Origin of the sequence: Temperatibacter marinus (assembly GCF_031598375.1) — a bacterium.
In the GTDB taxonomy this organism is placed as follows: domain Bacteria; phylum Pseudomonadota; class Alphaproteobacteria; order Sphingomonadales; family Kordiimonadaceae; genus Temperatibacter; species Temperatibacter marinus.
In genome coordinates this window covers 2,389,203-2,410,500 of record NZ_CP123872.1, presented here as the reverse complement: position 1 = coordinate 2,410,500, position 21,298 = coordinate 2,389,203, and the positions used below count along the sequence as shown (strand labels likewise).

The 21,298-nt window shown below is 41.7% G+C and carries 18 protein-coding genes and 1 tRNA gene; 4 read left to right on the top strand and 15 right to left on the bottom strand.

Going from position 1 to position 21,298, the window contains the following annotated elements; all coding sequences use genetic code 11:
• Positions 1 to 3 precede the first annotated feature (3 nt).
• Complete coding sequence (locus QGN29_RS10760; RefSeq protein ID WP_310797862.1) at positions 4 to 657, bottom strand: MBL fold metallo-hydrolase; 654 nt, start codon at positions 655 to 657, stop codon at positions 4 to 6.
• 174 nt (positions 658 to 831) lie between these two features.
• Between QGN29_RS10760 and QGN29_RS10755 the strand changes: the two genes are divergently transcribed.
• Positions 832 to 963, top strand: a complete 132-nt coding sequence (locus QGN29_RS10755) for a hypothetical protein (protein WP_310797861.1) — start codon at positions 832 to 834, stop codon at positions 961 to 963.
• A gap of 48 nt (positions 964 to 1,011) precedes the next feature.
• On the opposite strand, the gene QGN29_RS10750 is transcribed toward QGN29_RS10755, so the two are convergent.
• The 7 genes from QGN29_RS10750 to QGN29_RS10720 form a co-directional block, all read right to left on the bottom strand.
• Positions 1,012 to 1,335: a hypothetical protein gene (locus QGN29_RS10750; protein WP_310797860.1), complete on the bottom strand. Its 324-nt coding sequence runs from the start codon at positions 1,333 to 1,335 to the stop codon at positions 1,012 to 1,014.
• Between the two features lie 132 nt (positions 1,336 to 1,467).
• Positions 1,468 to 2,121, bottom strand: a complete 654-nt coding sequence (locus tag QGN29_RS10745; RefSeq protein WP_310797859.1) for a hypothetical protein — start codon at positions 2,119 to 2,121, stop codon at positions 1,468 to 1,470.
• A 287-nt stretch (positions 2,122 to 2,408) separates the two neighbouring features.
• Positions 2,409 to 4,184 carry a sodium:solute symporter family protein gene (locus QGN29_RS10740; protein ID WP_310797858.1) on the bottom strand — a complete coding sequence of 592 codons (1,776 nt, stop codon included), beginning with the start codon at positions 4,182 to 4,184 and terminating at the stop codon, positions 2,409 to 2,411.
• 9 nt (positions 4,185 to 4,193) lie between these two features.
• Entirely contained in the window at positions 4,194 to 4,433 is a 240-nt protein-coding gene (locus QGN29_RS10735; RefSeq protein ID WP_310797857.1) for a DUF4212 domain-containing protein, read from the bottom strand.
• Between the two features lie 225 nt (positions 4,434 to 4,658).
• Complete coding sequence (locus QGN29_RS10730) at positions 4,659 to 6,626, bottom strand: tetratricopeptide repeat-containing sulfotransferase family protein (RefSeq protein WP_310797856.1); 1,968 nt, start codon at positions 6,624 to 6,626, stop codon at positions 4,659 to 4,661.
• Positions 6,627 to 6,703: 77 nt separating this feature from the next.
• Positions 6,704 to 9,238, bottom strand: coding sequence for a TonB-dependent receptor (locus QGN29_RS10725; RefSeq protein ID WP_310797855.1), 2,535 nt, complete (start codon positions 9,236 to 9,238; stop codon positions 6,704 to 6,706).
• Positions 9,239 to 9,327: 89 nt separating this feature from the next.
• Positions 9,328 to 11,343 carry a BCCT family transporter gene (locus QGN29_RS10720; protein WP_310797854.1) on the bottom strand — a complete coding sequence of 672 codons (2,016 nt, stop codon included), beginning with the start codon at positions 11,341 to 11,343 and terminating at the stop codon, positions 9,328 to 9,330.
• 153 nt (positions 11,344 to 11,496) lie between these two features.
• Between QGN29_RS10720 and QGN29_RS10715 the strand changes: the two genes are divergently transcribed.
• On the top strand, positions 11,497 to 11,967 hold the full coding sequence (locus QGN29_RS10715) for a MarR family winged helix-turn-helix transcriptional regulator (RefSeq protein WP_310797853.1): 471 nt from the start codon (positions 11,497 to 11,499) through the stop codon (positions 11,965 to 11,967).
• Positions 11,968 to 11,977: 10 nt separating this feature from the next.
• On the opposite strand, the gene QGN29_RS10710 is transcribed toward QGN29_RS10715, so the two are convergent.
• From QGN29_RS10710 to QGN29_RS10700, 3 genes are all read right to left on the bottom strand, one after another.
• Positions 11,978 to 14,005, bottom strand: a complete 2,028-nt coding sequence (locus QGN29_RS10710; protein ID WP_310797852.1) for a TonB-dependent receptor plug domain-containing protein — start codon at positions 14,003 to 14,005, stop codon at positions 11,978 to 11,980.
• Between the two features lie 143 nt (positions 14,006 to 14,148).
• Positions 14,149 to 15,363, bottom strand: a complete 1,215-nt coding sequence (locus tag QGN29_RS10705; RefSeq protein ID WP_310797851.1) for a serine hydrolase domain-containing protein — start codon at positions 15,361 to 15,363, stop codon at positions 14,149 to 14,151.
• Positions 15,364 to 15,502: 139 nt separating this feature from the next.
• Complete coding sequence (locus QGN29_RS10700; protein WP_310797850.1) at positions 15,503 to 15,922, bottom strand: cupin domain-containing protein; 420 nt, start codon at positions 15,920 to 15,922, stop codon at positions 15,503 to 15,505.
• A gap of 286 nt (positions 15,923 to 16,208) precedes the next feature.
• Between QGN29_RS10700 and QGN29_RS10695 the strand changes: the two genes are divergently transcribed.
• Complete coding sequence (locus QGN29_RS10695; protein ID WP_310797849.1) at positions 16,209 to 17,411, top strand: pyrophosphate--fructose-6-phosphate 1-phosphotransferase; 1,203 nt, start codon at positions 16,209 to 16,211, stop codon at positions 17,409 to 17,411.
• 55 nt (positions 17,412 to 17,466) lie between these two features.
• Here QGN29_RS10695 and QGN29_RS10690 read toward each other — a convergent pair whose 3' ends face one another.
• From QGN29_RS10690 to QGN29_RS10680, 3 genes are all read right to left on the bottom strand, one after another.
• Complete coding sequence (locus QGN29_RS10690) at positions 17,467 to 17,589, bottom strand: hypothetical protein (protein ID WP_310797848.1); 123 nt, start codon at positions 17,587 to 17,589, stop codon at positions 17,467 to 17,469.
• Between the two features lie 78 nt (positions 17,590 to 17,667).
• Entirely contained in the window at positions 17,668 to 18,411 is a 744-nt protein-coding gene (locus QGN29_RS10685) for a hypothetical protein (protein WP_310797847.1), read from the bottom strand.
• A gap of 471 nt (positions 18,412 to 18,882) precedes the next feature.
• The gene (locus QGN29_RS10680) at positions 18,883 to 19,533 is read right to left on the bottom strand and encodes a DUF4386 family protein (protein ID WP_310797846.1); all 651 of its coding nucleotides are present in this window, start codon (positions 19,531 to 19,533) and stop codon (positions 18,883 to 18,885) included.
• 143 nt (positions 19,534 to 19,676) lie between these two features.
• On the opposite strand from QGN29_RS10680, the gene QGN29_RS10675 reads away from it, so the two are divergent.
• Positions 19,677 to 20,831, top strand: coding sequence for a helix-turn-helix domain-containing protein (locus tag QGN29_RS10675; RefSeq protein ID WP_310797845.1), 1,155 nt, complete (start codon positions 19,677 to 19,679; stop codon positions 20,829 to 20,831).
• 367 nt (positions 20,832 to 21,198) lie between these two features.
• Here the strand turns inward: QGN29_RS10675 and QGN29_RS10670 are convergent.
• Positions 21,199 to 21,273: transfer RNA gene (locus tag QGN29_RS10670), tRNA-Gln, on the bottom strand.
• Positions 21,274 to 21,298 lie beyond the last annotated feature (25 nt).

Below are 21,298 nucleotides of genomic sequence, written 5' to 3'. Positions count from 1 at the left end.
TCTTTAGCCTGCTTTCAAGACATGATCTGCAACATAAGGATTAGATTGCCTCTCATGACCAAAAGTTGACAGAGGACCATGTCCAGGGACAAAGGTTACATCGGGTCCCAGAGGCCATAACTTTTGTGCAATTGAATCCAACAAGTCCTGATGATTTCCTTTTGGAAAATCTGTTCTACCAATGCTGCCTTTGAATAAAACATCCCCTACGAAAGCAACATTCGATTTGGGTTCATGAAAGACAACATGCCCCGGTGTATGCCCGGGACAGTGAAAAACGTCAAAAATTAAGGCACCAAGCGTTACTTGATCCCCGTCGGATAAATACTGATCGGGGGTACAACACCGCAACCCCGGCATGCCGTAATTTGCAGCCTGCTCTTCAATGCCGTCCAGCCAAAACTGATCATCTTTATGAGGCCCAATAATGGGTAAATCATGGGTATCTTTAATGTCAGCTGACCCTCCGGCATGATCTAAATGCCCGTGGGTTAGCAAGATTTTCTTCAGTGTGATACCAACTTTGTCTACAGCTTGCAGAATTTTTTGATAGTCTCCTCCAGGATCGACTAAGGCGCCTTCCATGGTTTCATCACACCAAATGATGGAACAATTTTGCTGAAATCCTGTCACAGGAACTATCTGAGCCTTAAGCATTGAGGTCTATCTCCTTTATCAAGTGAAACGACAGTACAATTGCTCCCTAAAAAGAACAAGTACCCTTCATCAACAATTTTACAGAAATTCAGACTATCTATAGATTTTTGTTTTAATATCGCCTACATGTGGCCTTAATTTATGGTACACTCATAAAGAGACGGAGAAAACTAAATGGTTAAAAAAATTATCCTTGTTGCGGCCCTGGCCGCTTTCACATCAGCATGTGCCATTACAAAAATTGTGACTGTTCCGGTAAAAGTGGTTGCTAAAACTGTAGAAACTGCAGCTGATATCGTAGATTAAGGGCCTTTCAGGGTCTCTGAAACAGTCCAGAAACTACTCCTGATAGCGTTATTTTGAGAGTTCTACATGAATTTTCGATAACCCTGGAACAAAGCTATTCGTGCAGAGTAAAGATAAATCTTCTCTGACATCTCCGCTTAAATGCCACCCCTTCCCCAATTCATTGGTCAAGTTAAGGGCTTCCATCACACCCGCCGACCAAGAAGGAACGTCTAGTGTTTTCGATGCTTGGGTGACACTTGCCCCATTATCTAAGGTAATGTCATGATCGCGCGTAAAATCTTTGAGACCAGCTCTCTCTGTAAATATACGATGCATCACTGCTTCGCCGTCACTCTCACAGGTGAATGCTATATTTATCTGTATTTTCATTGTCAGCATGTCCTCTTCATTAATGCTGTATCACTCTGACATGGTCACTCTATCATACCGCCAGTTTTTTGGCTTTTGCTCAGTGAGCCTCGGTAAGTATAAACATTTATATACCCTTATAAAAGAACGCCTTTATCGCGCAGGTAATTTCTTGAGTTTTGCAGCCCTTTTGTAGACAAGGGCGTAAAAAATCATCACACCTGATAGAACATAGATAGCTTCTAGATAAACCAAAGTCTCTATTGGAACCCCAAAGAAAAAGGGCACATCAGGCTGGCCTGTAGACCAGAGATATGAACGAGCGAGATAGGTCAATAAATGCCCTCCCCATGCACAATATCCAATCAGCTTGATCGCAAATGGCATCTGGTTTTGCCGTTTTATATGCCAAAGAATTAGGCCGCTCAACCCGATCATACTAATACTGTAATAAAGTATGGCAAAGAGAGAACGGAAAGCTTCTAAAAAGACAAGATAGCTGAAGCTGAAAAATACAATGGCGAAGAGATGTCCATTATATATATCACCGATATTATTCATTCTCTTCATACTAAAATATAAATAATACACGCCTGTTAAAGAAGTTGCACTGCTTAACATTGCGCCAACTTTATAAGGAATAGAGAGCGTCAACAGCGCAAAGGCTATCATCCAGCATGTCGTCGCACAGATGAATTCAACAGTCCCTGCTAACTCTTTAAACTTTTTATTGATAATAACTGCTGTCACCAGGCCTATTAAAAATAGGAACGTTAAAATCATAAAATTTTCAATTGAATGGCTCATAACTTATTCCGGATGATTTTCTTCTTATTGATACGTACCCCATTTATAAAGTAGATCATAGCTATACTTATTCTTATTAGATTTTTATATAAATCTATACATAACAATTGAAATTAAACAACGATCAAAATTTAAAAATATTTAGAATTAGAAAGATAAAAGTCCAGTGCTTGATTTCGGTTTTTCCCTTCTCATGATCAAGATGGTAAAAATGACCTTCATAGCAAAAAGTTAGAGACTATAAATGAAATAAAGAGGCTGGAAATGACGACCAGCCTCTCAGAATGTTAATGACCTTGGGCGTCTCCTGCCCCAGAGGGTACGCGTATGGTATCTACCATCTCTTTAACTGTCTGAGGAACAGGTTTAGTGACTTTACAAACTAGGAAAGCAATAACAAAATTCAGAACCATCCCAATGGCTCCAATACCTTCAGGTGAAATACCCATTAACCAATTTTCTGCTACATTCATTTCAGGAGAAATAAATTTAAAATAGAGAATGTAACTAAAAGTGAATACAAGACCACTCACCATTCCTGCAATAGCCCCCTCTTTATTCATGGATTTAATAAAGATACCCATAAAGATTGCTGGAAATAGACTAGAAGCGGCAAGACCGAAAGCGAAAGCAACTACTGCGGCGACATAATCGGGCGGGTTAACGCCTAAATATCCTGCCACAAGGATTGCTACAGCAGCCGCAATCCGCGCATAAATTAACTCCTGCTTGTCTGAAATATCTGGTTTGAAGGTTTTCTTCATAAGATCATGACTAACAGCAGCAGAAATAACAAGTAAAAGGCCTGCCGCTGTTGATAGAGCTGCCGCAAGGGATCCCGCAGCCACAAGAGCCATTACCCATCCTGGTAATTTTGCAATCTCTGGGTTCGCAAGGACCATAATATCACGATCAACAAAAACTTCATTTTGTGATTTCGTCGGCATGTTGCTAACGAGACGCTCCCCGTTCACACCACGTGTATCCCCTTCGAATTTAGGTTTCCCCTCAAATGGCGCTCCAGCTCGATATTGAACTTTGCCGTCTCCATTCTTATCTTTCCAACCGATTAACCCTAAATTTTCCCAATTTTTGAACCACTGGGGAGTCGCTTCATACGCTGTCTCATTCACTTCATTAATAAAGTTAATGCGGGCAAATGCGCCTAGTGCCGGTGCCGTCATATATAAAATTGCTATGAAAACCAGTGCCCAGCCTGCGGATCGTCTAGCATCTGATACCTTAGGGACTGTAAAGAAACGGACAATAACATGGGGCAATCCCGCTGTTCCGACCATTAAAGCCGCTGTAATCATAAAAATGTCAATGGTTGACTTAGACCCATCCGTATAGGCGTTAAAGCCCAAATCCACGAGGACAGTGTCTAGTTTCTGTAGAACTGACATCCCTGACCCATCAGACAGTTCCGAACCGAGGCCAAGAGAAGGCACAGGGTTGTCTGTAATTAAAATTGAGATAAAAATTGCAGGAACAGTATATGCAAAAATTAAGACACAATATTGAGCAACTTGCGTGTAAGTGATCCCTTTCATACCACCGAGAACAGCATACATAAAGACGATCGCCATCCCGATCATCACCCCCATATCAATGTCGACTTCTAAGAACCGTGAGAATACAATCCCTGTACCGCGCATTTGTCCTGCTACATATGTGAAACTAATAAATATAAGACAGACAACGGCAACCAATCGCGCAGCCCTGCTGTAATATCGGTCACCAATAAAGTCTGGCACCGTAAATTTTCCAAATTTACGCAGATAAGGCGCCAATAATAGCGCTAGGATAACATAGCCTCCTGTCCATCCCATGAGATAAACGGAGCCATCATATCCCATAAAGGCTATCAAGCCCGCCATAGAGATAAAAGAGGCTGCCGACATCCAATCTGCAGCCGTCGCCATGCCATTAAGAACAGGATGAACACCGCCGCCTGCAACATAAAACTCTTTAGTAGAGCCGACGCGAGACCAAACAGCAATGCCAATGTAGAGTGCAAAAGAGAGTCCAACAAATATATAGGTTAAAGTTTGAGTTTCCATCACCGCCTCCTAATCATCAACGCCGTATTTTTCGTCAATTTTCTTCATTTTATGGGCATAAATAAAAATGAGAGCGACAAAAGTTAGAATAGAGCCTTGCTGCGCGAACCAGAAACCAAGTTTAAATCCAAAAAACTCTATGGAATTGAGTAAATCGACAAACACAATCCCCGCTCCGAATGAAACAATGAACCATACGGTTAATAGTTTCAAAAGAAGAGAGATATTCTCTTTCCAATAATCTGACATATGATGTTGTCCTCCTGCATTCTTAAAAGAGAATGCTCCCTATGCATTTTTCTTAATGTGGATCCTCCCACCGGATACACAGACAAGAGACACTCTACCAAGAAATAAGAGCTGAACAAGAAACTTTCACTTGCCGAAGCAGTTAGGCTGTATTTTCTATTGGAAAACACTCATAGAATGCATAAAATCATAAGAGTGACAGCATATAAGGCGCACGCCTTTCCCTTATGTTAAGCCCAAGGCTCTTTTTAAAGGGTCGAGATGCTTTTCGAAGGGCTTCCAAGCATTCAAACCGCGTGTGTTAATTTTTTCACGAACCTGTTCAGAACTTGCTGTTTTTACAGCTCGTTTCGTTTTATGAAAGTTCAGGCAATTTTCTTCAAAGGGTAACTCGCAATAAGCAAGAAGCTTCCTTATTTGGTCTTCGCTATCATTGATCATATCCTCATAGTGTATCCGGTGAATGGCTCCCGGCATGACGGTATCAAAATGATCCATCAACTCAACATACCCTCGGTAATATCGACCAATACTCTCTAAGCTATAACTAAATTCCTGTCCTTCAGCAAAAAGTTGCTTGAACCCACTAAAACAGCACGCAAGAGCATCTCGGCGTGCATCAATAATTTTAGCATTGGGTAAAATCATTTTAATGAGGTCAATATGCCTGAAGTTGTTGGGCATTTTATCTGTAAAGAAGGGCGCTGTTTCTCGATGTTGTTTCGTATCAGCTATATATTTTTCACCGAGTTCAAAAAGTTTTTCCGGCTGAATATTCTTCAAATTTCTCGGATACCCTTCCTCAGAATCAATTTTTTGACGCCCTCGCATTTCTTGAGCGATCATTATGATATTAGGAAGTTCCATCGTCCCGTCCACCTGAGAGTGCGAGGCTAATATTTGCTCGATAAGCGTTGATCCTGCGCGCGGCAATCCAACAATAAAGATAGGGTCTGATTTTTGTGACCCCTTTCCTTTGTAGTTGGCGAGTAAGTCTTTCGACAGCACCGACTTGTGCTCCTGAAATTCTTCATCCATTTGATCTGGGTTATATCGGCTTTCAATATACCGCAAGGTATTTCCTTGCGCATAATGATGAAAGGATTGATCATGTTTCTCTTGGTCCTCATAGGCTTTTCCAAGGGAAAAATGGATCTGTACTTTTGCCTGAACATTCATCGTTGTTTGTTCTAAAGTTTCCTCCATTTCTGCAATCTCTTCTTGCTGAAATTTATAGGTCTTCAGATTGGCTAAACCATACCATGCGTCCCCATAGGTCGGCGCCAAGTCACAGGCTGCCTTATAACTTTTTATTGCGTCGCTGCGACGCCCTAATGTCTTCAGCGCATGACCTTTTGAGGTATGAGTGGCAGCATCTTTTGGCAATTTTTTCAATACTTTATCAAAAAACTCTAAAGAAAGATCATACTGGCCAGCTTGCATAGCCTGTATGGCATAGTGAGATTGGAATACAGGATTTTTTTCATCTGACATGACCAACTGTTCAGCAATGAGCAAGGCCTGATTAAACTGCTGTGATTTCCTCAAAACTTGAATCAGATCAAGTTTCAATTGAATGGTGTCTGGCGAGAATCCTATCGCTTTAGAGAGTAAAAATTCCGCTTCATCCAACACCCCATAGCGTGAGGCTATTTCTGCCAACAACCGCATGGCTTCTCCATGAGTAGGATTCACTTTCAAGAAAGCGCGACATAAAGTCTCAGCCTTTAATATTTTATCCTCATAAAGATAGTTTGAAACAGCCAAAAGCTCTTTCGGTAAATTTTTCATACGCGTTAATTGACTATCAGCTTCTCGGGCTTTTTCTGGCTTACCGCTCCCTTGATACAAAGTAATTAATTGCAACCAAGCCCCTGTAAGCGCTGGATTAGATATAACAGACTGCTCAAAAGCCATAATGGCTTTATCAAGGTGCCCTTGTGCTTTATAAACATAACCAAGTTCTTGCAGTGCCCGCCCAAATGACGGGGCGAGAGATAAGAGCCTATTCAGGTGAGTAAGAGCCTCTTTTAGGCGGCCTTGGTAACGGTTATTCACAGCCGTCATATACAAAGCATCTTTATGGTCTGGCTCGATTTCTAATATGCTCGAAACGATAGTTTCAACTTGTTTAAAGTCCCCAGCCATTAAACTTTTTTGAGCCTGAATTAACTGTTTCTGCGCTTCTACCATAGTGACTTACTCGTTCCTCAAAAGAAAGGCGCTACGAATAGCGCCTTGTATATTTTTTTAGTCTATCCTTCGGGATCTTAAAAATCCACTGAGAAACGCAATCCTACTGTTCTAGGACGGTTGATTGCTATTCTTTCCCGGTCAAAGTTCAAGTTATTATTCAACTGCGCACGCTTATTGGTCAAATTATCGATATAAGCTGTGATTGAATAGCGATCAGAACGTATGCCTACTGATGTATTTATCAAAGCATAGCTATCCTGCTTCGCTCTGTTAATCAGAACGATATCGCTGTAACTTGATCCAGAATAGGTAATCGCACCCTGTACATGGGCTTCAAACTCACTGCTGATATCCCATGTGTAACGCGCTCTAACGTTTCCTTGGAAGCTAGGCGCATAAGATAAATCTTCGCCTGGGCCTGCAATTGCTACGGACGCACCAACAAGTTCTTTAATCTCGGTATCAAGTATCGAGAAAGCGCCAGACACGACAAGTCCAGGAACTGACATAGGAGCCCAAGTAACATCTCCTTCAATCCCTTTAATTTGAGCATCCGCCGCGTTATCAGAAAAGAATAAGTTTGTGACTTGAGGGTCAAAGATTGTCGTCTGAAGATCTTTGATATCAACCAAGAAAGCGGATCCATTAAATCTCAACGTATTATCAAGAAGATCCATTTTCCAACCGAATTCAAAATTAGTCACTTCATCCGTTCTTACAACAGCCGGCACAGCGCCGCCCCCTGCTCCTGCAGGACGATTAGGCAGACCTGGACGGAACCCTTCAGAATAGGTGAAGTAAATCAGCGTATCATCAGAAGGCTTATAAGAAAGATTGCCTTTGAAAACCCATCCTTTGGCTTCAGCACCTTTTGGAACTGGCACACCGTTAATCACTTGATTGCCATCAAACTGGGTATCAAGATTGGTACCGAAGGCATTCACATCTTCGCCGCCAAAGTTGTAGAATGATGAGTTGGCAGACCCTTTAAGGCGCACGTCAACATCGTGATACCGTGCTCCGACTGTAACAGTAAACTGTTCAGTAAGATCATAGCTTAACTCACCAAAGAAGCCCAACTGGCTATCCGTACGTGTGATATCATTAAAGAAGATAACACCAAGCGGACGTGGGTTTGGATCTGAGACACTTGACCCAGGAAGCGGACCATTTTTGGGCCAACCATAAACACCAGGACTAAAGCTTTCAGCAAAGACAGAGCCAGGATAAGTAAAATTATTGCGCTCTACAAGCGTTTGATCACTATAGAAAGCACCTGCCGTCACACGCCAATCATTATCTTCTGGTGTTACAAAACGAAGTTCATGGGTCCAAACTTCTGTTTCTGTAGTACTATCTACGAACAAATTCGGCGCTTGACAGGTCCCAGAAGGTCCTGCAGCTCCAGGATAAGAAACAGACCCATCACAGATATAGTAAGGCAGATACTGACCAACGAAAAGATAATCAGTATAATCCACTACCTGTTCAGTATTTCGGTCTAGATAAGCTCCTGCATAAACCACTTGAAGATCTCCAATCTGACCTTCAATTGTTAAGGCAGTATTAGAGAATTTATCTTCAACTTCATCCGGTGAATAGCGCTGAACGGAAAGATCATTACTATCATCCAGCTCTGGATCTATAAAGAATACACCTTCAGTTTCAATAGTTTGGCGCATATGTGATAAATTAACTGTCCAGTTATCATTCACATCATAAAGCGCTGAAAGGCGTAAACCTTCATATGAAGCATCATTAAAATCTTTTTCAATCAAGCTTTCGTTGCGTGCATTCAGAAACCGTACACCTGATAAATCAGCCCCAGCTTGGAAACCAGCACTCGTTGCTGTCCCATTTGGACGTGACTCAACACCTTTAAACCGAGCGCTTTCTCTTGCAGAGAGAACACCGCGGCGGTTGTCAATATATCCACCCTGATTGTCCATGAAGAATACGGCGCGCATCGCTAGTTTATCAGAAACTGGGAAGTTAATCACACCCTCAAGCTTTTCACTTTGCTCCCCACCTTGAGTGAAAGAGATCCCGCCGTTCATACTTGCAGAGAACTCATCCATCACAGGTTTGTTCGTGATCAAACGAATGGTACCGGCCTGAGAACTAGCCCCAAAGAGTGTCCCTTGCGATCCAGGTAGAACTTCAATTCGGTTCAAGTCTGCTGCATAAACATCAAGGTTACGGCCGACTTGCGTAACAGGTTGCTCATTCAAATAAAGGGCAACATTGGGTGCAAGACCTGCGACACCAGCTGTGGTTAAGTTTGGCGTTGTTGACGCCATACCTCGAATATAGATTGTCCCCTGACCTGGTCCTGCACCACCGGAAGACACTCCAGGTAGTTGCAATAAATAGTCAGTGAAAACATTAATATTATTCTGTTCTAAAGTAGATTCTCCAAGTGCATTCACTGCGACAGGAACATCTTGAGTACTAGCAGCGCGTTTCGTCGCTGTAACAGTGATTTCCTCAAGGCCTTGATACTCCTGATCCTGAGCGGAAACAGAAGTATGGGCAGATAATAATGCAAGAGATACTGAAGATAAGAGCAATGTTTTACTTCTGCGAGCAGAAGAATTTTTAACAGTCATTTTTGATCCCTGTTTATGTTATAATACGCTATTAAAGCGTTCGGCTTTATGCCAGAGCGCACTATAACATTAGATCATTAGAATTCAAATCATTCCTGCTCTAAAGGGTTGTGATATTCACGAGAAATATTTAAATAATGCATATGACGATTATATTGATTTAAGACTTCATGTATTATTTGCTCTTTATTATATCCAAAAATATCATACTCCTGCCCCCCACTTGATAGACTGACTTCAGCCCTATAATAAGTATCTGGGTTTTCTAGCATATTATCATTATCGGTAGCCGCTTCGATGGCAAAAACAGGGGCTTGATGCGACGTAGGGATAACAGCAAAACGGAAAGAAGGCTCGCCCTCGTGGGTAATCCAAAGGTCGGCTTTACCTTCTACAACGTATGATTTGCAACAAACATCATGGGATTTTATCTCATCCATCACATCCACAAGGGCGGGTCTAGCAACAGTATCAATAAACTCGATGACTGCTTCTTTTGATGGGTGCGCCAGGATTGCATTTAGCCTCAGACGCCAGGGCATATTCACACCGCCACCGACAATATCCGGGGCAGTTTCAGCCCCTTGTGCAATGCGCCCTTCCATGGAAAGGCCCCGCAGTAACCCCCCAATAGAAAATAGAATAACAACAGTAAAAGGCAGAGCCATAGCAACTGTTGCAGCTTGCAAAGCCCCTAACCCGCCTGCCAGTAATAGCACGGCGGCGACAACCCCTTGGGTCACTGCCCAAAAAATACGCTGCCAGACCGGATTTTCAATTCGCCCCCCTGATGTGATGATATCAATGACTAAAGAGCCACTATCACTAGAAGTAACGAAAAATGTAACGATAAGAACGAGCGCCAAGATTGACGTAATCATCGAGAAAGGGAGTTGATCGAGAAAGACAAAAAGCGCTATAGGCATGTTATCTTTAACTTGCAGTGCCAATTCTTCAAAGCCATTCCCAACCATATCAAGGGCAGTATTCCCAAAAGTCGTCATCCAGAAGAAAACAAGCAGTGTCGGCACAAATAGAACGCCGAAGATGAACTCGCGAATTGTTCGCCCCCTGGAAATGCGTGCGATGAACATACCAACAAAGGGCGACCAGCTTATCCACCACCCCCAGTAAAAGATCGTCCATGAATTTATCCATCCATCTTCATCGCTGTAAACACCAACACGCATACCCCGGTCAATAATTGCTGATAAATAATTCCCGATATTCTCAGTAAACCCAGAGAAAATAAGCACTGTTGGACCCAGTGCTACAACGAAAACAAGAAGACCCAAGGCAAGGATAAGGTTGATTTCTGAAAGCCTTTTAATGCCCGCATCTAAGCCTGCAACGACCGAAATTGTTGCCAGTCCAGAAATGCCAATAATCAAGAAAATTTGGACGGTATTTGATACGGGCACATCAAATAAGAAATTTAATCCACTATTAATTTGTGAGGCACCAAACCCAAGAGAAGTTGCCACACCGAATAATGTACCTAGAACGGCTGTAACATCAACAATATGTCCAATTGGCCCGTATATTCTATCGCCGATTAAGGGGTATAAAGCAGATCTAATCGTGAGGGGCAATCCATGCCGAAAGCCAAAATAGGCAAGACAGAGGCCTATAATTGTATAGATCGCCCACCCATGCAATCCCCAATGGAGAAATGTTAAATTCACTGCCTGCTTGGCCAGTTGATCGTGACTTTCCAAGGCGATTGGCGGTGTGATATAATGAAGGATTGGCTCCCCTACTGAGAAAAATAAAAGCCCAATACCCATTCCTGCAGAGAAAAGCATCGCAACCCAGCTCATAAAGTTATAACGGGGCTTTTCATTGTCTGCACCTAAGCGGGTCTGTCCAAACTTTGAAAAAGCAATAATTAGACAGACACTCAAGAAAATAACGACGGACAGTGTATAAAACCAACCGAAACTTTTCGTGATAAATCCATTAAGATTGGAGAAGGTGGTTCCAGCTTGATCAGGAAAAATAACCGTAAGAGATACGAGAATGATAATAATGATAGCTGCAGGAAGAAAAGTGGCCGGTAAGTACCCTTTTGTCATCTGATCTTCAAGTGGATTTTTTTGTTGCACAGAAGTAAATCCTTTCAGTGTCTTGCCTTATCATTCTAATTCGAAACATTAGACTTCTAAAGTTATGAATATTATCTACTCATTTAGCAATATCTAATTGTAATAAGCCTAAAATAGTGCCATGAAAAACTATTGAAGTTTCAGGAGGTATCAATGTCTGATTATGATGAAATACTTGTGTCAATTCGCCGAATTATGCGTGCTGTCGACTTGCATTCAAAAAAAATCTATAAAACCTCTGGCCTCACAGCCCCTCAATTGATTGTGTTACAAACACTGAGAAAACATGGGACTTTGCCGCCAAGTACTATTGCAAAAGAAATATCTTTATCACAAGCAACTGTTACTTCTATTCTAGACCGCCTAGACAAGGCTGGGTTCACTAGAAGAGATCGTAGCACGACTGATAAAAGAGTTGTGCACGCCTGCCTTACTCCAACAGGACTTGAAAAAATGGCAGAAGCACCAGAGCTTTTGCAAAGTGGCTTCTTGAGAGAATTTCGCAAACTTGAAGAATGGGAGCAAACTCAACTTGTATCTTCCCTGCAACGCATCGCAATGATGATGGACGCAGAAGACATCGATGCTTCTCCTATTCTAGATGTTGGAGACCTCGCCGAATAACTAAGGCATTTTATAAATTAAAAGACATTCCGAAACGTATCTCTCGTCCTGATCCTGGAAGCCCTAACTGAGCCAAGCTAAGGGTATCGAATAGATTAAGCACGTCTAAGGTCAGAGAGATGCTCTTCCTTCCCTCAATCTTAAATGCCCTCATCAGACTTATATCAACTGAATCGGAAGGGGGTAATTTGATAAACACACCTGCTAAGTCTTGATCATAGCTTCCTGATCGACGTGTCCAGTCAATAGATCCTGAGAAGGCCTCATTCCTATATCGCAGGCCAATAGAAGACGATAAGCTGGGACGCTGCAATAACTCTTCTCTTACGCCGCTCTCATTCTTTTTTGATTTCAAAGATTGCCATGACTGTGAGGAATTAAACTTCAATCGATTCGTTATGTCATACTGAAGAATGGTATCGATTCCAAAGCCCTTAGATCCTCTCAGATTATATCTCTGGCGAAAGGATTGATCATCCACTGAGACCGTACGCTGCGATAAAGTGTCTAACATCGTGACTGCCCAAGGGCTGATATCAATTGAAAACCGCTCGTCTAACGCTCTGTACTGAAAGGCGATATCTAAGGAGGTTACTTTTTCTGGCTTCAACTCTGGATTCAACAAAAACCTCCCAAGCGCCGTACCGTAGACTTCACGAAGAGTTGGAAACCGTGACCGTTGACCCAGGGCAGCTACTATTTTCAAGTTCGGGCCAACAAAACCCGAGAAGGCTGCATTGAAAGAGAGGGCCGTCAAACGATCTTGCTGTCTTCTACCGCCTGTAAGAGGTGTCTCAAAATGATCAACCCCAAGCCCTAAGGACGTCAGAATACCCTGAGGTAGCTCTCTGTCTATTTCAGCGGCAAAACTATAGGTCCGCTGCGTAAATATTGCTTCAGTTTCTTCTAAGAAAGGGTCCGTTACATTTTGACGATGTCGACTTTCTTGAAAAGTCGCAATCAAACGCTGCCCTTTCGTTTCAAAGCCCGATGTCACGATGAAACGCCCTCCATAGGTTTGATCCTGTTCAGACTGACTTTCTATAAGGGTGGTATAATTTAAGGATTCATAACGATCTATTTTCTGGTCATAGTTTTGGCTCCAAATCGTATAGGTAAAATCACTGTTGAGAGCAGAAATTGGGGCCCTCCCATTGAGAATAGCCATAACTAATCGCCGCTGTGGGTAGCGCCAATATCTAGGAGACTGATCACTTGGATTGATGTGTCCTTCTGCAAGAACACCTTTTTCAGTGTTGTTATACAATAGTGAAAATACATGATCGCTGTCCCCGGCCGTAAATTCATACCCTCCATAAATAGAAATATTCTTTTGATCTGTATTAGAAAGCCGACCTGAACGAAACGGATTATAAGGGGAATAGCCCTCCCTATCCCGTATCATGGGTGCTGGCAGGTCAGATCGGCTTGAATAACTGGCTGAAAGAAATGCTCTTTCAACTCTGATGTCTGCCATCAAACTTCTTAATCTTGCACTGCCTATTTGTGTTTTAATTGTAGGCTCCGCGATCTGCTCATCTTGATCCGTCACTCTGGAACTGAGGCTCAGGGCGCCGAAAACTGCATTGGGACCAAATTCTAGAGGACTACCGCTTTTGAAGAGAGTAAGCGATTTTATTGCTAGGGCTGGCACACTTGATATGTCCGCGCGCCCATCCCATGGAACTGCTAGAGGAGCCCCATCTATAAAGACCTGGCTTTGGCGCTCCCCTCCGCCTCTAATTCTCAGAGTTAACTCACCTCTAGAATTTGTTCTAAGTCCGGCAACTGGGACAGCCTCCATGAGTGCTATCAAGCCATCGGCACTGACCAAGGAGTGCTTTTCAAAAGGGAGCTCAAGACTAGATTGCAGAGCCCTATTGTAGGTTGGTCTTTTTCCTATGACAGCGATCTCTTCATAGAGAGAAGCTTCTGTGGTCTCCACAGTCTCACCAACTGCTGGCATAGAAAACAGCCCGCCTAAACAAAAAAAAGCGATACGGGCTAGCCTATCCTCTTTAGCTTTTGTTTTTAGCATCTATAATCCCATAACTGAAGAAAAAGGCATTGTTGATATGTCCTGAGCAAAGTTGCCGAATAAATTCATAATGCTGTTAAAAATTCATCCCTTATATAGAATCCCTTGCTTGATCTATCAATAGTTTGCTGATCCCATATCCTCTATTTAACCTCTGATGAGGGATAATCATAAGGAGTATACTGTTCCCATTCCCAAGGAAGTCCCACATCCCCCAAAAGGGTATCCACAAGCTCTTTAAAAATCCCTTCCGCTCTGACACTATTACTCATCAATAAAATACAAGTTTTTTTGCCTTCAATACAAAGACTGTAGTTTGCAGTACCGTCATCGTGACCCTCTTTAAAAAAGGCCTCACCATATGGGCTTTTGAAAACCCCCCACCCTAATCCATAGCCAAGAGCAATTGAATCATACTTCGATGTTGTTTGATCACTAAAAGTGGGAAATTGACGCGCTGATTTAATTCGAATTTGGGTTTTTATCATTTCTTTCTTACTACGATCCGATAATCCATCGCCTCGAACTACAGCTGCTAAAAAAGTAGCCCACTCTGAAAGAGTGGTTTGCATTGATCCAGCGGCATTTACATCTTTAAAAGCCATTTTCCCCACATTTCTGCCCTCTAGGGAATAATTATTTGCCTGATTTTTGAAAGGCTTTCCCCGAATGGCCAAGACTGTCCTCTTCATACCGTATTTATTGAAAATTCGAGACTGCATCTCCTTTTTGACGTTTAACCCTAGACCATATTCAAGCACCCTCTGGGCCAATAAAAACCCCTCTCCAGAATAGGCATACCGGGACCCTGGATTCAGAAAGAATTTCAGTTTTCCAGTCCGATCGAACCCTCCTTCAGGGGGTAAGAAACGCCAATTTGCAAAGCCGGATTGATGAGTTAATAGAAGCCTAAATGTGAGGCGGCGCCAGCGCTCATCGCCCTCTAAGTCCTGATAACCTTCATATTCATGAAGAGATTTTGGAAGATATGCACTTATTGGCTTATCAAGATCGATAAGTCCTTCATCGACCAACTGCATTACATAATAAGCAAAAGTCGCTTTCGTGAGGGAGGCGCCATACATTAGCGTATTAACCTCTAGTGGCGCTTTTTTTCTTATGTCCCTGTAGCCAAAAGTCTCTAGGCTGAAGACTTTGCCTTGGCTTATCAAGCCAATGCCAAGCCCTGTCACGTTATGTGCTTCAATAAGTCTCTCGACAGTGGCCCTTATTTCTTGACGATCAAGATATCGACCATCCACCGTTTGCCAGTCGCCAGCACGGACCGTAGATTGCGAGCCACCACAAAGACTTATACAGATTGAGGCGAATGCAAATAAACTTCTTTTAATCAACAAAATGTCTTTCCTCCCTCGAAAGCAATTCAAGAAAGACATATCAAAAGCTGGCCATAAAACTAACCAAGAACATCCCTCTCTAAACTATATACTTAGTTTTGAGGGGCAATAAGACTAAGGGGCTTCATTTTTTAGACTCTTACTGGGTAAGGCTATGGGGATTCCATTTCCAAACAACAAAGCGAAGTGTTTTTTCTCCAGTATTCTTAATACCATGAATTTCCCATGGCTTAGAAAACATAATATCACCTTTTTTGGCTGGAAACTCTTTTCCCTTAATATGCCACAGTCCCTCCCCTTCAAGGATCATCATAATCTCTTCTTCACCGTGTTCATGAGGGGGATGAATTTCCATTCCAGGTTTAATGTCAGCAACTGCAACCAACAGATCCTTCGTACTTGTTGTCTTTCCAGTAAAGTAGGTGAATAATTTTCCCCAATTTTCCTGCTGTTGATGAGACTGAGATTCTGACACGACAGATGTTTCATTATCTTCCGCTCCAACGGTCAGAGATACAACAGCAATAAGGCAGGCTGTAAAAGTATTTTTAAAGAGCATTGTTTTCTCCATTTTATCGACAGTACACCTCAATTTTTTGAAAATGTTTTCAAAGCCACAATAAAGAAAATATTGAGAAGAGCAAACCTAATTTAAGATAGCAAAACCATAGTATTTCGTTAGCATCCACCTCGAAGAACAGGGTCATATGCAGTGAGCCAAAAATCTTAAAAAAACTATTGTTGAAAATGAACAAAAACCCTACTCTGGAGCAGAGCACTGACATAAGCTATGGGGCATAAACCAACAAGAGAGCTTATGCACAATTCAATGCAGGGGACATGACGTGACCATAAAAAAAGTAGCAATCCTGACCGCCGGTGGCTTAGCCCCGTGTTTATCCTCAGCCATGGGCCGCCTCATTGAGAGATATAACAAAATTTCTCCAGAAACAGAGATCATTTGCTATTTAGACGGATATAAAGGCTTGCTCTTAGGGGATAAACTTGAGGTATCTAAAGAAATTAGAGATAACGCCCATGTCTTGTTCGAGCATGGTGGCAGTCCCATCGGAAACAGCCGTGTAAAGCTCACGAACGTTGCAGACTGCATGAAACGTGGATTAATTCAAGACGGCGATAATCCTCTAAAGGTCGCAGCACAGCAACTGGTAAGTGACGGTGTTGATGTCCTACATACGATAGGCGGTGATGATACAAATATCGCGGCTGCAAGCCTTGCCGCTTATTTATCGGAAAATAATTATCATTTGAATGTGGTAGGACTGCCCAAAACTGTGGATAATGATGTCATTCCAATTAAACAAAGCCTTGGTGCCTGGACAGCTGGCGAAGAAGGCGCCCGCTATTTTGCCAATATCGTCGCAGAAGAAGGCGCTAACCCACGGATGCTTATCATGCATGAGGTTATGGGGCGAGATTGTGGATGGCTCACAGCCTATACCGCAAAATGCTATCAAGACAATCTAGATAGAAAAACCTTTCTACCTCAGATTGGACTCAGCAAAGAATGTAAAGCGGTGCATGCTGTCTATATCCCTGAAATGGACATCAATATTGAACAAGAAGCCAGACGGCTTAAAAAAATAATGGATCAAGTCGATAACGTGAATATTTTCATTTCCGAAGGAGCTGGTGCCAAAGCCATCGTTAAAGAAATGGAAGCCGCCGGAGAAGAAGTTCCTAGAGATGCCTTTGGTCATGTGAAGCTTGACGTTATCAATACAGGTGCTTGGTTTGGACGACGTTTTGCACACTTGCTAGAGGCAGAGAAATTACTGGTTCAAAAATCAGGCTACTATTCTAGAGCTGCTCCCTCTAACCCTGAGGATCTAGCTTTGATCAAGGCCTGTTGTGATAAGGCTGTTGAGTGTGCCATGAATGGAATTAGCGGGGTTATCGGTGAGGATGAAGATCAAGATGGAAAACTACACGCTATTGAATTTTCACGCATTAAAGGGGGCAAACCTTTCGATACCACAGTCGAGTGGTTCAACACCCTACTTCGGGACTTAGGCCAAACAGTTTAGATAGAAAAAAGGCTGGGAAACCTAGTTCCTGCAGCATTTCTTAGGCCGACGAGGATTACTCTTCATCATTGTAAGCTTCGTCCAAAACCCCTTTTTCTTTTAGGGTTTTGATCAATTTCTCTTGTCTGACAAAGGCAATCAGCCCAAAGATGCCAAAGATAAATCCAATAAATTCCATTTCTCTTACCTTCTCTTTTATAAATTATTAATGATCTAACGCGTCCTCAGCCCTATTAGTCCCATTAGGTTTAACGCCTTAAGGGCTTAAACCATACTGCATACTAATATATACGATTCCGCCAATTTGAGTCACAACTCCTAGAAGTGTACTAAGGGCTACAACTACAAACGCCATAAGCCCAGAGAGGAAGAGGCGTTTCCCAAGAGTAAAATCATAGAACACCCCTCTATAACTAACCATAAAATGTAACAGAAAAGCCGTAAGGGCCAGAGAATAAGAATATAACTCTATATACTCACTTGTGATAAAGACCATACCCGTCAGAAGAACGGGCATCAAACTAGCGCTTGGGATCATGATCGCAAAAAAATAACGTTGCCGCAATGCTCGCGACAAAGGCCGTCCCCAAAAGGGATAGACAAAAGATAAAAGCCCTAGCACAGCTATTTGCAAAAAGGGTAAGATCGCAAAGGTTAGCTGAAGCATTTCTTGAGCGATTTCCTCAAACGATACCCCCTCAGGCTCTGTAAGACGAGCCTCTTCAAATCCCACGATATAAGCCCCGATCATGGCTGGATTATTTTCCAACCACCAAAATTTAAGAACAGAAAATAAAGCAAAGAAAAACAACCACAACCGCACAGACGGAGTATATATATTATTCCAGTTCGCCTGCTTTGCAGCCTGAAAATACTCTCTTGGTTTAACCCATAGGGCGTAGATTGATTTAAGACCGCGCATATCCAGTCCAAGGACATCTTCAACGATCTCGCCAGTTGCAAGGTCTTTTGGATTATTTTTTTCAGTCTCTTTTGACATTAATCCTTCTCCCAGACTTTCTATTACTGCTCTCAAATCTGCCCCATTCTCATGAAAAAGGCTATGAGACATGATAATATGCCACTGAGCTTAAGTAATTTTAATTCTATATCAAGGTAAATATTGGTTAAACAAAGCGAGAGCTTAAGTAGGCCCTCGTCGCTTCTTTAAAGACAATAATTTCAAGATATCAAGGTAGCTTGGGGTCTCTGAAGCGGTGTCATAGTATCCATATACTACCTGATGTAAGTGACAATATTAGGTTTGAATACTGACACAACCTGAAACAGAGTATATTTCGATCTTCGTCAGTAATTCTGCGAACAGCAGCTTTAGTCCCCTGTCTAAAACGATCAGGCAAATATCGGGCATCATCGTTAATATTCTTATATTTAGAAGTCCAAATTTTTGTAACATAGTTCTCTAAACCATTCAGTGAATGGAAACAGTTTTGTCAAACTCTTTTCTGCGTTAATTAGTTTTTGCAGTGAATAACATAACTGTGCCCAACCAAAGAAACCAAATAATCTGGCTTAATCCAAAGATATCGACAAAAAAGCTTAAGGAGGGCACAACAGACGCAATACCAATAATACCGATTCCAAAACCTAACCAATTCAGCGCCTTGGATAAGTGGTCTCCTTTATAGGCAACCCAACTTATTAACAATATCCAAACGCCCCCTAAGAACTCTGTTCCCCCACCAAGTCCATTTTGAATAATACCGACAGCAATCCATAATGTCGCTGCTCTATCTGGGTCATATTCATAGACTTTAATGACACTTTCTGCACCTACAGTAAATATCATCCCGCTAGCAACGACTACTCCAGCCCAAATAAGGCCTGTAGCTGTACTGATTTGCATGAGTAATGGGTTATCTGATTTTAATTTTTCATGAAGAGCTAAAACTAAAATCAACAAGATTAAGGCCGCTAATATATATATAATGGTCATAGCCGACAGGATGAGCATTTTATTATCTATGAGAAAATTAATAGCCTCTAATGGTTTATCTGAACTCGGAAAATCTAAAAAGAATATAAATATGGTAAACCCAATAATATAACACAAGGCTTGGCCCCAAGCTGCTAAACCACCTATTTTTTGAAATGCTGTCATCATCTTATCCATTATTATTTTCAACTGAGCCTAATTATTATTGGATATAAATATATATGTCGTGCAATCCTGTAGGCTCGGAGACTTTTTCTTTGTTAATTTATAGATAGGCGATACAAAGTGATGTTTATAAGGAGGGTCATTTGCCAAGCTACGTTAATTTTATTATTGCAGTTTTCACACTTGGACAAATTTCTTTGTGTTTAACTTTGCTGATGACTCGATCGGCTCAAAAACCTTCACGCGTGCCATTGTCGATTTTTCTTGCTGCTTGCGCAATCATTTCTCTAGAGCCAGTTTTTGCCGTATTAATGCCAGCGCTACGTTTTCAAACACTGGCGTTAGAACTGCCTGCTTATTTAACATTGGCGCCTGCCCTCTGGCTTTATGTTCAATCCATCACTGCAGAGAAAAGCTGGAAATTAGAAAAATATCATTTTCAGCATTTCATATTAACACTAATGGGCTTAGTGGTTGCAGGCCTTATTATCATTCTTCCTACTCAAACATTAGAGCATGTGTTCAATGAAGAAAAATTGGGCGGAAGTCTTTATCTCGGCATCTTGCTAACAATTGCTTTCTTACTTATTCTCTCATTGATTGGTCAATCAGGATTATATGTTTTCAAAATAATTAGACTTTTGAATACATATCGTCATCGCTTAAAAGATCAATTCGCTAATATGGGACAACGTGAGTTACTATGGATCAACGCTTTAGTGATTATATTTACTCTTTTATGGGGCCTTTTATCTCTGGCTTTGTTAAGTGAAAATATTTTTAACCAGACGTTAATGAGTGAGACTGTGGGCAAGTTCATGATCCTTCTTCTTGTTTGGACATTGGGTCTGTGGGGTTTGCGCCAAGCGCCCGCCTTTGATGAAAGCCAAGAGTGTAAGTCAGATTCAAAACCTGAAACTTTGAAATATAGTCGTTCTGCCTTAGGTGAAGAGCAAGCTTTGCGTATTGCTAAGAAGATTAAAGCATCTATGCAAAAGGACCAGCTGTATCTTGATTCAACGATCACATTATCAAAATTAGCTGCTCATATTGGCGTTTCAACGAACCATGTATCGCAAACTCTTAATGAGACCATGAGCATGAATTTCTTTGATTATATCAATCAGTGGCGCATAGAAGAAGCTAAGCCAATACTACTGACTGGAGATGTTTCAATTCTGAATATTGCTCTCGCGGTCGGCTATAATAGTAGCTCATCTTTCTACAAGGCCTTTAAAAAAGAAACAGGGAAAACTCCTAAGAGTTATCGTTCTTCTTATAAAAATATATCAGAATAATCTAATATTCAGTCTTGGTTATAGTCACTTTTATATTAACAAAACTACATATAATCATCGGCTTGATGGAATCTTCTTTAGTGATCTCGTCACGCTCGAACATATATCTCTTCAATTTTTAAATCCTAGACATGGAATAATAAATATTTCTATATAAATACGACCTCTCAAAAAGAAGCCGAATTATGAGAAAGCAAAAGAAGCTGATAATGAATCGAAAAAAGAAACACTAGAAAAAGTAAAATACGCCTAAAATCTCAATACATTCTTTTGCAGGCTACAATGGGGCCATAGTCTCTAATATGAAGCACATATGCTTGCAATAATAAAAAACCCGCTCAGTTTCCTGAACGGGCTTTTAAAGACTTGGCTGGGGTGGTAGGATTCGAACCTACGATGCACGGCATCAAAAGCCGCTGCCTTACCGCTTGGCTACACCCCATCATCAAAGATAAAGGGGACACTGC